This window comes from Streptomyces sp. NPDC111507 (genome assembly GCF_055638955.1).
In genome coordinates this window covers 726,016-737,954 of record NZ_JBVKBU010000001.1, presented here as the reverse complement: position 1 = coordinate 737,954, position 11,939 = coordinate 726,016, and the positions used below count along the sequence as shown (strand labels likewise).

Here is an 11,939-nt window from a genome sequence, read left to right as displayed (position 1 = left end):
ATGGGTGACCGCTGGGGGGTCGAGGTCGACCGCTCCGTCTGCATCGGCTCCGCCCAGTGCGTCCACCGCGCCCCGGAGGCCTTCCGGCTCGACACCGCCATGCAGTCGCATCCGGCCGAGGCGGAGACCGACGCGAACGAGAAGATCCTGGAGGCGGCGGAGAGCTGTCCGGTGGAGGCCATCATGATCACGCTGCTGGGCAGCGGGGAGCCGGTGTTTCCACCGGAGGACTGAGGTGGGGCGCGATGTCGAAAAAAAGTCCCTCTTTGGGTGGTTTCATTCGGCTGTAGGCGTTCTATGCTGGTAGTGGCCTACGAGGCGAGTGAGGGAGTTCAACCGGAGTAGCCGACTTTGGCGAGAGGCAGCAACTTCCGCCGGGGCCGACGTCGACGGTCGGGCTGAGAGGCCTGAAGGTAGTAGTCGGACCGGAAGGCGACCTCCATTACCTGATCCGGACCATGCCGGCGAAGGGAACCCGTCTCGTAGGTTTTCACGTGCCTTCGTGCACCGACCTTCGTGCACCCACAGCATGCCTAGGGCTTCTCGGTCGGCTCGGTCGGCTCCGTCAGATCGATCAGGCGGCACACCGTCTCGATGTCGATCTTGACCTGGGCGATGGAGGCGCGGCCGGAGAGCCAGGTGATCAGGGCCGAGTGCCAGGTGTGCTCGATGACCCGGACCGCGGAGAGCTGGGCGGGGCTCGGGTCGTCCAGCCCCATCGCGTCCAGGATGATCACCGTGGTCTGCCGGGACACCTGGTCGACCTCGGGGCTCACACTGCGGTCCGCGAAGGTCAGCGCGCGGACCATGGCGTCCGCGAGGTGCGGCTCGCGCTGCAGGGCGCGGAAGGCCCGCATCAGCGTCTCCGCCACCCGCTCCGCCGCCGTGTCCCCGGCCGGCGGCTTCTTGCGGAGGGTGCCGTGCATGTGCTCCAACTGGTCCTGCATGGTGGCGACCAGCAGATGGACCTTCGAGGGGAAGTAGCGGTACAGCGTGCCGAGGGCGACCTGCGAGGACTCCGCGACCTCGCGCATCTGCACCGCGTCGAAGCCGCCCCGGCTGGCCAACTGCGCGCTCGCGTGCAGGATCCGGCGGCGGCGTGCCTCCTGCCGCTCGGTGAGCGGGGGAGAGGCCGGCTGCGCGGCGGGTCGCGCGGACTTGGCTTCCACCTTGACTTCCGCAGGCATGGGTCCCGTTCCGTGGTTCAGCTGGAGGAGCGACGAGACAGCATGGCAGACACTTCCGTGGGTCAGAACACATCCGTCATGTCATCCGCTCCGACGCTTCCGTCGTGGCGCGGATCACCTGATCCACTGCTCACAGAGACGCTACCTGCCGGTAGATTCAGTGCTCCTCGAACGATCAAGTCTGAAACTTGTTCTAGATTAGCGTCCCGGCGTAATCTCGCGGGAAAGTGCAGGGAGAAGGGGGCCGTAAGTGACCGCTGAGGCCATGGAGGCGGGCCCCGGAGCGGGCGCGGCCACCAACGGTGACGGACCGTTGCGCATCGCGCTCCTCACGTACAAGGGGAACCCGTTCTGCGGCGGTCAGGGCGTGTACGTACGGCACCTCTCGCGCGAACTGGCCCGCCTCGGCCACCGGGTCGAGGTCATCGGATCCCAGCCGTACCCCGTGCTGGACGAGAACCTCCCCGAGCTGAGCCACAACCTCACCCTCACGGAACTGCCCAGCCTCGACCTGTACCGCCAGCCGGACCCCTTTCGCACCCCGAAGCGCGAGGAGTTCCGCGACTGGATCGACGCGGTCGAGGTCGGCACGATGTGGACCGGCGGCTTTCCCGAACCCCTGACCTTCTCCCTGCGCGCCCGCCGTCATCTGCGCGCCCGGCGCGGGGACTTCGACGTCGTGCACGACAACCAGACGCTCGGGTACGGGCTGCTGGGCGACGTCGGCGCGCCGCTGGTCACCACCATCCACCACCCCATCACCGTCGACCGCCAGTTGGAGCTCGACGCCGCCGAGGGGCGCAGACGCCGCGCGTCCGTGCGCCGCTGGTACGCCTTCACGCGCATGCAGAAGCGTGTCGCGCGCCGTCTGCCGTCCGTGCTCACCGTCTCCGGCAGCTCGCAGCAGGAGATCGTCGACCATCTGGGCGTCGCCCGGGACCGTGTCCACGTCGTGCACATCGGCGCGGACACCGACCTCTTCTCGCCCGATCCGTCCGTGCCGCAGGTGCCGGGCCGGATCGTCACCACGTCCAGCGCGGACGTGCCCCTCAAGGGGCTCATCCACCTCGTCGAGGCGCTCGCCAAGGTGCGCACCGAGCACCCCGGCGCGCATCTCGTCGTCGTGGGCAAGCGTGCCGAGGACGGGCCGGTCGCTCAGGCCATAGAGCGCTACGGCCTCGAACGCGCCGTCGAGTTCGTCAAGGGCATCTCGGACGCGGAGCTCGTCGACCTCGTACGGTCCGCCGAGGTCGCCTGCGTGCCCTCCCTGTACGAGGGGTTCTCCCTGCCCGCCGCCGAGGCGATGGCCACGGGGACGCCGCTGGTGGCCACCACCGGCGGGGCGATCCCGGAGGTCGCCGGACCCGACGGCGAGACCTGCCTCGCGGTTCCGCCCGGCGACTCGGGGGCGCTGGCCGCCGCGCTGAGTCGGGTGCTGGGCGACCCGGAACTCGGGGCACGGCTCGGCTCCGCCGGGCGCGCGCGGGTACTGGACCGCTTCACCTGGGCCCGTGCCGCCGAGGGCACGGTGGCCCACTACCGCGAGGCAATGGCCCACTCCCACGCTCGGCTCCGCTCGCGCGGGGGAAGCCACGTCGCGCCGGGTATCGCCCTGACGGACGCTGCGGCGCCGGACACGCAGGCGTCCGCCGTGGTGGCGGCCTCCGCCCGCGAGGCCGCCGTGGCGGGTGCCGTCGCGCCGGACGCTCCCGCCCCCGCCCCGGCAGCCGTCGCCACGGTCGGTGCGGGCGCTGTCTCCGCCCCCGGCGCCGGCTCCACCACCGGCCCCGCAGGGACCCCCGGCCCCGTAGATTTCGGCCCGGCGACGGGCGTCACCCCCACCTCCGATCGTGAAAGCAGGGCCACGTGCTGACCGTCGACTTCTCCCGGTTCCCGCTCGCCCCGGGCGACCGCGTACTGGACCTCGGATGCGGTGCCGGCCGGCACGCGTTCGAGTGCTACCGGCGCGGCGCCCAGGTCGTCGCGCTGGACCAGAACGGCGAGGAGATCCGCGAGGTCGCCAAGTGGTTCGCGGCGATGAAGGAGGCGGGCGAGGCCCCGGCCGGCGCCACCGCGACGGCGATGGAGGGCGACGCGCTCGCGCTGCCCTTCCCCGACGCGTCCTTCGACGTCGTGATCATCTCCGAGGTCATGGAGCACATCCCGGACGACAAGGGCGTCCTCGCCGAGATGGTGCGCGTGCTGAAGCCGGGCGGGCGCATAGCGATCACCGTGCCGCGCTACGGACCGGAGAAGGTCTGCTGGACCCTGTCCGACGCGTACCACGAGGTCGAGGGCGGCCACATCCGCATCTACAAGGCGGACGAACTGCTGGGCAAGATGAAGGAGGCCGGGCTCAAGCCGTACGGCACCCATCATGCTCACGCCCTGCACAGCCCCTACTGGTGGCTGAAGTGCGCGTTCGGCGTCGACAACGACAAGGTGCTGCCCGTGCGGGCGTACCACAAGCTGCTGGTCTGGGACATCATGAAGAAGCCCCTGGCCACCCGGGTCGCCGAGAACGCGCTGAACCCGCTGATCGGCAAGAGCTTCGTGGCGTACGCGACCAAGCCCCACCTGCCCCTCGACGCTGCCGCGGTGGACGCTTCGTGACCACGCCCCGGACAGAACACCTCGTCCTGCCCGGGGTCCTCACCGCCGAGGAGGCCGCCGCCACGGTGCGGGCCATCCTCGGGGTGCAGCGACCCGACGGCGCCATACCGTGGTTCCGCGGGCACCACCTCGACCCGTGGGACCACACCGAGGCGGCCATGGCACTGGACGCGGCGGGGGAGCACGAGGCGGCCGAGCGGGCGTACGACTGGCTGGCCCGGCACCAGAACCAGGACGGATCCTGGTACGCGGCCTACGCCGACGGGGACGCGGACGACGTCACCGACCGCGGTCGCGAGACCAACTTCTGCGCCTACATCGCGGTCGGCGTCTGGCACCACTACCTCGCGACCGGCGACGACACCTTCCTCGACCGGATGTGGCCCGCGGTCTACGCGGCCGTGGAGTTCGTGCTGCGCCTCCAGCAGCCCGGCGGGCAGATCGGCTGGAAGCGCGAGGACGACGGCACGGCGGTCGAGGACGGCCTGCTGACCGGGAGTTCGTCCATCCACCACGCGCTGCGCTGCGCGCTCGCCATCGCCGAGCAACGCGAAGAGCCGCAGCCCGACTGGGAGTTGGCGGTCGGCGCACTGCGGCACGCGATCCGCAGGCACCCCGAGCGGTTCCTCGACAAGGACCGCTACTCGATGGACTGGTACTACCCGGTGCTCGGCGGCGCGTTGACCGGCGCCGAGGCCGAGGCCCGGATAGCGGAGGGCTGGGACCGGTTCGTGGTCCCGGGGCTCGGCGTGCGCTGTGTGGTGCCCAACCCGTGGGTGACCGGCGGTGAGTCGGCCGAACTCGCCCTGGCGCTGTGGGCCGTGGGCGAGTCCGACCGTGCTCTGGAGATCCTCCAGTCCATCCAGCACCTGCGCGACCCGAAGACGGGCCTCTACTGGACGGGCTACGTCTTCGACGCCCGGACGATCTGGCCCGAGGAACTCACCAGCTGGACGGCCGGCTCGCTGCTCCTCGCCGTCGCCGCGCTCGGCGGCGACGAGGCGACCTGCGCGGTCTTCGGCGGCGAGCGCCTGCCGCTGGGTCTCGACGCGGAGTGCTGCTAGGACCTGTCCGGCCCCTGGGCTCGGTCCGGCCCCTGGGCCCGGTCCGGCCTGGGGCCTGGCGGCAGCGCGGCGGGGGCGGCTCAGTGGCGGTGCATGCGGTTGGCGATGGCGTGGCCGACGAAGAGGTACACGACGGCGGCCAGGCCGTAACCCGCGACCACGCGCGCCCACGCCCTGTCGAAGGTGAACAGGTCGCGGGACCAGCCGGCCAGCCAGCTCGCCACGTTGTGGACGAACTGGACCAGGTCGTTGGCCCGGTTCGCGTCCAGGAGGTACATCAGGATCCACAGGCCGAGGATGACGGCCATCACGTCGGCGACGATCGCGACGACCGTGCCCGCTTGGTTGGAACCGTTGCGATATCGAGGGGACATGACCTCCGGGTTGCCGCGTATTCGCGGATGAAACCCCTGGGGGACGGAACCCGAACGCCTCGCTCGAGTGGCGCGGCGGCCGGGTTCGGGTGAGCCTGCTGGAAGAGCCGTGTCTCCCGGAAACCGGGAGAACCGTTCCCTTCCCCGGAGGACACCGTGCCCGTACCGATACGGCGCCTCGTCGTGGCGCTCACCGTCTGTTGCGCCCTGCTTGCCGGCGCCACGGCCTGCGGCAGTGGCAGCAGTGCCACCAAGGACACCGCCGCCGTCGTGGCGGCCGCCACCCCGTCCAGCAGCAGCACCGTGGAGAAACAGAAGCTCTCCAAGACCCGCTTCGTGGCGAACGCGGGCCTGGCCGCCGGAGCCACCTACCAGTGGATCGTGAAGCCCTGGAAGGCCGGCAAGTTCAAGAAGGGCGCCAAGGGCCGCAGGACCGCCCTGATCAAGGCGGCCCTGGCCGGCACGTTCGCCTACAACCGGCTCAAGGCCGCGAGCAGGAACGCCCAGGGCGACCCCACGCTGTCCAAGGCCGTCGCCCCGCTCACCGCGGGCATCGACGCCCTCAAGAACCTGCCGTCCAAGCTCCGCAAGGGCGATGCGACGGACGCGACCGTGGGCTCGTTCGACGACATCATCAACAAGGTGAAGGACGCGGGCAAGAGCGCGGGCGCCCCGGTCACCGACAAGGTGCCGTCGGCCTCGCAGCTGTCCGGCGGCTGAGCCCCGCCCGCCCCGTCGCTCCTGGGCCCCGTCGTCAAACTCCCGTCCGGACCTACGAGTTGAGCTCGGCGAGGACCCGTAGCGTGTGAGGGTCCGGTGACAGGACCAGCAGGTCCGTCACCGGGCCCTTGCGCCACAACTCCAGCCGCTCGGCGATGCGTTCACGCGGTCCGACGAGGGAGATGTCGTCGGCGAACGCGTCCGGGACGGCGAGCACCGCCTCCTGGCGGCGTCCGGCGAGGAACAGCTCCTGGATGAGCCGGGCCTCCTCCTCGTACCCCATCCGTGCCATCAGATCGGCGTGGAAGTTGCGCGCCGCGTGCCCCATCCCGCCGATGTAGAAGCCGAGCATCGCCTTCACGGGCAGCAGCCCTTTGGCGACGTCGTCGCAGACGCGGACATGGGCCATGGGCGCGACGAGGAAGTCGGCGGGGAGATCGCTCAGCGCCGCCTCGTAGGCCCCTGGGCGGGTCGGCGACCAGTACAGCGGCAGCCAGCCGTCCGCGATCCGGGTCGTCTGCGCGATGTTCTTCGGCCCCTCGGCGCCGAGCAGGATCGGCAGGTCGGCGCGGAGCGGATGCGTGATCGGCTTCAGCGGTTTGCCGAGCCCGGTGCCGTCCTCGCCCCGGTAGGGGTGCTTGTGGAAGCGGCCGTCGAGCTCGACGGGCCCTTCGCGCCTGAGGACTTGGCGTACGACGTCGACGTATTCCCGGGTCGCGGTCAGCGGCGACTTCGGGAACGGACGGCCGTACCAGCCCTCCACGACTTGGGGCCCCGACAGCCCGAGGCCGAGCATCATGCGCCCGCCCGAGAGGTGGTCGAGGGTGAGCGCGTGCATCGCGGTGGTCGTGGGGGAGCGGGCGGCCATCTGCGCGACGGCCGTGCCGAGCCGGATACGGGTCGTGTGCGCGGCGATCCAGGTCAGCGGGGTGAAGACGTCCGAGCCCCAGGACTCGGCGGTCCACACGGAGTGGTAGCCGAGCCGCTCCGCCTCCTGGGCGAGCGGCAGATGGTCCGCGGAGGGGCCGCGCCCCCAGTAGCCGAGTGCGAGGCCGAGCCGCATGAACCCTCCAGGAGTTAGGTTCTGACGATGCGTCAGTCATGTGCGCGCGCCAGCCGACTGTACGGCAACGGCCCCCCGCCCGAAAGGACGAGGGGCCGTGGGTGGCCATAGCGGGAGCGGGCGCGGCAGGTCAGCCGCGCTGGATCCCGGAGGTGTCCTGCAGCACGCCGCGACGGCCGTCCTGCGTCTGCGCCACCAGGCTCGCACCGCGCTGTTCCACGGCCAGGTACCAGGTGCCCGGCGCGAGTTCGGCGATCGGCGCCTGCGAACCGTCCTCCGAGAACAGCGGACGCGGCACCGGCACGGCGAACCAGAACGGCGAGAAGTCACCGGCGGGCGGCTGCGGTTGCGGGGCCGGCGCCTGCTGCGGCTGGCTGGGCCCGCCGCCGAACGCCTGCCCCTGCTGCGGCTGCCCCTGCTGCGGTTGCCCCCCGAAGGGCTGACCCTGCTGCTGCGCGCCGGGGTAGCCGTAACCCCCGGGCGGCTGGGCGCCGTAGGGCTGGGGCGCGGCGGGCTTGGGAGCGGGCACGAGCGCGGCCTGCAGGGCCGGGACGAGGGGGGTGGCGATGGCGGCGCCGGCCAGGATCAGGGTGGCGATCAGGCCGAGGATGAGGCCGGAGCCCGAGCTGATGTTCGCGCTGCCGAAGCTGTCGCTGAAGGCGCCCAGAGGGTCGACGATGGTCCAGAAGGCGGTCCACGCGGCGAAGATCGACAGCGCTACCCCGAGCTGGCCGAGGTCGAGCCCGATGACCTTGCGCGGCTGCGGGAGCGAGCGGGAGACAATGATCAGAGCCGCACCGATGATGCCACCGACGTACATGCTCATCACGAGGCCCAGGTTGTCCCAGGCATTGGGGGCGTTGCTGCCGGAGCTGTCGTACGTGTGGAGGAACGACGCGATGAACAGCAACACCGCTGCTCCGATCACCACGCCGTCGCCTCGAGTGAGGGAGCGGATATTCACTTCAAGGTCCTTCGGTTCAGTCGTCTCGTCATCGGTGGAGGCGTCGCTGACACCGTGTTGTCGTCGGGCATGGAGCCCTCAGGCCGTGGTGTGAAGCGCGGGGGTGGCCCCTCATCGTAGGGACGACACTATCGCCCGTCCGATCAGGGTGTCCGTCGGGTTCGATCCGCCGATCACTACCCGCGCAGGAAACTCACGATTCCCTCAGAGATCCCACGCGCCGCCTTCTGCCGCCATGCGCCGCTGGTCAGCAACGCGGCGTCCTTGCTATCGCGCATGTTGCCGCATTCGATGAACACCTTCGGAACCGTTGACAGATTGAGACCGCCGAGATCACTGCGGACGTCGAGACCGGTGCCGCCGCCGATGTAGTTGGAGGGCGCGCTGCCGGTGTCACGGACGAAGTTGCCTGCGATGCGCTCGCCGAGATCGCGGGAGGGGGCGACGATCGCGCGAGTGTCGGCGGAGCCGGAGTGGACGGACGCCGGGAGGATGACGTGGAAGCCGCGGTTACCGGCCGCGGAGCCGTCCGCATGGATGGAGATGACCGCGTCGGCGTGCGCGTCGTTGCCGATGCGGGCCCGCTCGTCGACGCACGGGCCCCAGGAACGGTCGCCGTCCTGGGTGAACTTCACCGTGGCGCCCTCCTGTTGCAGGAGCGTGCGCAGCCGACGGGCGACGTCGAGCGTGAACCGGGCTTCCGTGTAACCCGCGTTGGTCGACGTGCCGGTCGTGTCGCACTCCTTCCAGTTCGTGCCGATGTTCACCTTGCGGTTGATGTCGGCCGAGTGCTGGAAGTTGCCGGGGTTGTGGCCCGGGTCGACGACGACGACCTTGCCCTTGAGGGGGCCCGCGGCGGCGGGCAGGTCCGAGACCGCGGGAGTGGCGGGGCCGGAGAAGGTCGAGCTCGGCGGCTTCCCGTCGTCCGTCCCGGACGCGCTCGGTGTCCGCGCCGCGGCGGAGGCGGATCCGGGTGCCGCGGAGGAAGCCCCGGGTGTGCCCGAGGAGGTCGTCGACGTGGCGGACGTACTGCCCCCGCCGCCCGAGTCACCCACCGCCTGCCACACCAGCCACCCCACCAGTGCCCCCGGCACCAGCGCGGCGACCGCCAGCGTCATCGGCCCACGCCGGGAGCGGCGGGGGTGGGGAGGATCGAAGTCAGGACCTACGTACGACACGTCTGCGACTCTAACCGCGCTCTCAGATCCCCGCTCCCGTTCGCCGCAGGACGCGCAGCGAGTCGGTCGCCGAGACCTCGGTGAACGCGCCGGACTCCAGGGCCCGGAGGTAGACGCGGTAGGGGGCCTGGCCGGTGAACTCGTCGGCCGGGTCGGGGAACACGTCGTGGATGAGGAGGAGGCCGCCCTCGGCGACGTGCGGCGCCCAGCCCTCGTAGTCGCCGGAGGCGTGCTCGTCCGTGTGGCCGCCGTCGATGAAGACGAGACCGAGGGGCGTGCGCCAGAAGGCGGCGATCTGCGGCGAGCGGCCGACCATCGCGACCACCTGGTCCTCCAGGCCTGCCTTGTGGAGGGTGCGGCGGAAGGTGGGAAGGGTGTCCATCCGGCCGATCTCGGGGTCGACCGTGGCCGGGTCGTGGTACTCCCACCCGGGCTGCTGTTCCTCGCTGCCCCGGTGGTGGTCGACGGTGATCGCCGTCACCCCGGCCGCGCGCGCCGCGTCCGCGAGCAGGATCGTGGAGCGCCCGCAGTACGTGCCGACCTCCAGGAGGGGCAGTCCGAGCCGGCCCGCATCGAGGGCGGCCTCGTACAGCGCGAGCCCCTCATGGAGCGGCATGAACCCCTTCGCGGCCTCGAAGGCGGCCAGGATCTCCGGCTTGGGTGCCGCGGGCATGGGGTCCTGCATCGGGGGTCCTCCATCGGGTGCGAACGGCAGCGTCGCACGTCTGCCTGTGCCTGTGCCTGTGCCTGTGCGAGTGCGGGTGCGGGTCCGCGTGTACGTGCCGGTGAGCGCCCCATGGTGCACCACACCCCCGTCGCAGCGGCGACGGGGGTGTGGGTGGGGATGGACAGACGGGAATTTGACGACAGGACCTAAGCGGGTCGGGCGAAGTCCGCTGCGGTTCGGCAGCGCCCTGAAGGGGCGCGGGGAACTGCGCGACCGGCCACGAGTGCGCCGCAGACGATCGACGGCACCTCCCCGCACTTCCAGCGGAGCGCTTAGGCGTGAACGGTCTCGCTCGGCAGCGCGAGGTCCAGCTCGACGGGACGGTCGTCGCCGGAGTGGGTCGCCGAGGAGGCGAGCGGGCCGTGGCCCGGTGCCCTGGCCGCGAGGACGTACGCGCCCTCGGCGGGCACGGCGAGCACGTAGCTGCCGTCCGCCTCGGAGAGCGTGGCGCCCGCCTGGCGGCCCCGCCGGTCGATCAGGGTGACCTTGGCACGGGCGACCGTGCCGCCGTCGGCGTCCAGCACCCGGCCGCGGAAGCCGCGGAGCACCTCCTGGGCGCGCTCCAGGGCCGCGTCCTCCTCGCTGCTCGCGCGCAGCTGCGGCTTGGTCGCCGGACGCCGGCCCGGCAGCAGCAGGGCGAAGAGCAGACCGACGGCGACCGCGCCGGTGGCGATCAGGAAGGAGACCCGGAAGCCGTGCATGGTGGGGACCTCGACGCCGCCGACGTTGTTCGCGGTGTTGGCGAGGACCATGCCGATGACGGCGCTGGAGACCGACGTGCCGATCGAGCGCATCAGGGTGTTGAGGCCATTGGCCGCGCCCGTCTCCGAGGCCGGGACGGAGCCGACGATCAGCGCCGGAAGCGAGGAGTAGGCGAGGCCGATGCCCGCGCCCAGGACCACCGAGATCACGATGGTCTGCCAGGCGGCGCTCATCAGGCCGAGGCCGGCGCCGTAGCCGATCGCGATGATCAGCATGCCGAGGATCAGGGTGACCTTGGGGCCGTACTTGGCGGAGATCCGGGCGTAGACCGGCGCGGTGAACATCATCGTCAGCCCGAGCGGTGCCACGCACAGACCCGCGACCACCATCGACTGGCCGAGGCCGTAGCCGGTGGCCTTCGGCAGCTGGAGCAGCTGCGGCAGGACGAGCGAGACGACGTAGAAGGAGACACCGACCATGATCGAGGCGAGGTTGGTGAAGAGCACCGAGCGGCGGGCGGTGGTGCGCAGGTCGACCAGCGGCGCCTTCACGCGCAGCTCCATCACGCCCCACAGGAGCAGGACGACGGCCGACGCGGCGAACAGGCCCAGCGTGGTGGTCGAGGTCCAGCCCCAGTCGCTGCCCTTGGTGATCGGCAGCAGGAAGAGGACGAGACCCGCGGAGAGCCCCGCCGCGCCCAGTCCGTCGAAGGTGCCCTCGGCGCGCATCGGGGACTCCGGTACGGCGACGAGGGTCAGGACGATCGCGACGGCGCCGAGACCGGCGGCGAGGAAGAAGAGGGCGTGCCAGTCGGCGTGCTGCGCGACCAGGGCCGCGACCGGCAGCGCGAGTCCGCCGCCGACGCCGATGGAGGAGCTCATGAGGGCCATCGCCTTGCCGAGCTTCTCGCGGGGCAGCATGTCGCGCATCAGGCCGATGCCGAGCGGGATCGCGCCCATGGCGAAGCCCTGCAGGGCGCGTCCGACGATCATCACCAGCAGTGCGCTGGTGAAACCGGCTATGAGCGAGCCCACGACCATCACGGACAGGCTCGCGAGCAGCATCCGCCGCTTGCCGTAGAGGTCACCGAGCCGGCCCATGATCGGTGTGGCCACGGCTCCCGCGAGCAGCGTCGAGGTCATCACCCAGGTGGCGTTGCTGGGTGCGGTGCCCAGCAGCTCCGGCAGGTCCTTGATGACCGGAACGAGCAGGGTCTGCATCACCGCGACAACGATGCCCGCGAAGGCCAGTACCGGCACGATCGCGCCGCCGGGCCTCCGGGTGGGCTGGGCGGTCGTCGTGTGCGTCATTGCGTGAGGCCTCCAGGCCAAAAGAGAGAAGGAAGAA

At 71.1% G+C, this 11,939-nt stretch carries 12 protein-coding genes; 5 read left to right on the top strand and 7 right to left on the bottom strand.

The features are described 5' to 3' along the window. The gene (locus tag ACZ7M2_RS03315) at window positions 1-234 is read left to right on the top strand and encodes a ferredoxin (protein ID WP_054230941.1); all 234 of its coding nucleotides are present in this window, start codon (window positions 1-3) and stop codon (window positions 232-234) included. A gap of 299 nt (window positions 235-533) precedes the next feature. On the opposite strand, the gene ACZ7M2_RS03310 is transcribed toward ACZ7M2_RS03315, so the two are convergent. After that, on the bottom strand, window positions 534-1,187 hold the full coding sequence (locus ACZ7M2_RS03310) for a TetR family transcriptional regulator (protein WP_099941091.1): 654 nt from the start codon (window positions 1,185-1,187) through the stop codon (window positions 534-536). A 250-nt stretch (window positions 1,188-1,437) separates the two neighbouring features. Between ACZ7M2_RS03310 and ACZ7M2_RS03305 the strand changes: the two genes are divergently transcribed. The 3 genes from ACZ7M2_RS03305 to ACZ7M2_RS03295 are packed head-to-tail and all read left to right on the top strand — an operon-like array spanning window position 1,438 to window position 4,864. Then, entirely contained in the window at window positions 1,438-3,060 is a 1,623-nt protein-coding gene (locus ACZ7M2_RS03305; protein WP_471593918.1) for a glycosyltransferase family 4 protein, read from the top strand. Beyond that, window positions 3,054-3,800 (top strand): class I SAM-dependent methyltransferase, encoded by a 747-nt coding sequence (locus ACZ7M2_RS03300; RefSeq protein WP_403687670.1) that lies wholly within the window; start codon window positions 3,054-3,056, stop codon window positions 3,798-3,800. The genes ACZ7M2_RS03305 and ACZ7M2_RS03300 overlap by 7 nt, the downstream gene beginning before the upstream one ends. Next, the gene (locus ACZ7M2_RS03295; RefSeq protein WP_403687668.1) at window positions 3,797-4,864 is read left to right on the top strand and encodes a prenyltransferase; all 1,068 of its coding nucleotides are present in this window, start codon (window positions 3,797-3,799) and stop codon (window positions 4,862-4,864) included. The genes ACZ7M2_RS03300 and ACZ7M2_RS03295 overlap by 4 nt, the downstream gene beginning before the upstream one ends. A gap of 80 nt (window positions 4,865-4,944) precedes the next feature. Here the strand turns inward: ACZ7M2_RS03295 and ACZ7M2_RS03290 are convergent, their stop codons facing one another. Then, on the bottom strand, window positions 4,945-5,238 hold the full coding sequence (locus tag ACZ7M2_RS03290) for a hypothetical protein (protein WP_352045653.1): 294 nt from the start codon (window positions 5,236-5,238) through the stop codon (window positions 4,945-4,947). A gap of 156 nt (window positions 5,239-5,394) precedes the next feature. Between ACZ7M2_RS03290 and ACZ7M2_RS03285 the strand changes: the two genes are divergently transcribed. Beyond that, the gene (locus ACZ7M2_RS03285; protein ID WP_471593917.1) at window positions 5,395-5,958 is read left to right on the top strand and encodes a hypothetical protein; all 564 of its coding nucleotides are present in this window, start codon (window positions 5,395-5,397) and stop codon (window positions 5,956-5,958) included. 52 nt (window positions 5,959-6,010) lie between these two features. Here the strand turns inward: ACZ7M2_RS03285 and ACZ7M2_RS03280 are convergent, their stop codons facing one another. The 5 genes from ACZ7M2_RS03280 to ACZ7M2_RS03260 form a co-directional block, all read right to left on the bottom strand. Further along, window positions 6,011-7,021, bottom strand: coding sequence for an LLM class F420-dependent oxidoreductase (locus ACZ7M2_RS03280; protein WP_471593916.1), 1,011 nt, complete (start codon window positions 7,019-7,021; stop codon window positions 6,011-6,013). Between the two features lie 130 nt (window positions 7,022-7,151). Beyond that, on the bottom strand, window positions 7,152-7,985 hold the full coding sequence (locus ACZ7M2_RS03275; RefSeq protein WP_471593915.1) for a hypothetical protein: 834 nt from the start codon (window positions 7,983-7,985) through the stop codon (window positions 7,152-7,154). Window positions 7,986-8,161: 176 nt separating this feature from the next. Beyond that, the gene (locus tag ACZ7M2_RS03270; protein ID WP_471593914.1) at window positions 8,162-9,163 is read right to left on the bottom strand and encodes an N-acetylmuramoyl-L-alanine amidase; all 1,002 of its coding nucleotides are present in this window, start codon (window positions 9,161-9,163) and stop codon (window positions 8,162-8,164) included. Window positions 9,164-9,185: 22 nt separating this feature from the next. Continuing rightward, window positions 9,186-9,836: a class I SAM-dependent methyltransferase gene (locus tag ACZ7M2_RS03265; RefSeq protein ID WP_352045798.1), complete on the bottom strand. Its 651-nt coding sequence runs from the start codon at window positions 9,834-9,836 to the stop codon at window positions 9,186-9,188. Between the two features lie 326 nt (window positions 9,837-10,162). After that, on the bottom strand, window positions 10,163-11,902 hold the full coding sequence (locus tag ACZ7M2_RS03260) for an MFS transporter (RefSeq protein ID WP_471593913.1): 1,740 nt from the start codon (window positions 11,900-11,902) through the stop codon (window positions 10,163-10,165). Between the last annotated feature and the right edge of the window lie 37 nt (window positions 11,903-11,939).

Coding starts and splice junctions, on each gene's coding strand:
- ACZ7M2_RS03265 (WP_352045798.1), bottom strand. CDS start 9,836: ATGCCCGCGGCACCCAAGCCGGAGATCCTGGCCGCCTTCGAGGCCGCG.
- ACZ7M2_RS03310 (WP_099941091.1), bottom strand. CDS start 1,187: ATGCCTGCGGAAGTCAAGGTGGAAGCCAAGTCCGCGCGACCCGCCGCG.
- ACZ7M2_RS03260 (WP_471593913.1), bottom strand. CDS start 11,902: ATGACGCACACGACGACCGCCCAGCCCACCCGGAGGCCCGGCGGCGCG.
- ACZ7M2_RS03290 (WP_352045653.1), bottom strand. CDS start 5,238: ATGTCCCCTCGATATCGCAACGGTTCCAACCAAGCGGGCACGGTCGTC.
- ACZ7M2_RS03315 (WP_054230941.1), top strand. CDS start 1: ATGGGTGACCGCTGGGGGGTCGAGGTCGACCGCTCCGTCTGCATCGGC.
- ACZ7M2_RS03280 (WP_471593916.1), bottom strand. CDS start 7,021: ATGCGGCTCGGCCTCGCACTCGGCTACTGGGGGCGCGGCCCCTCCGCG.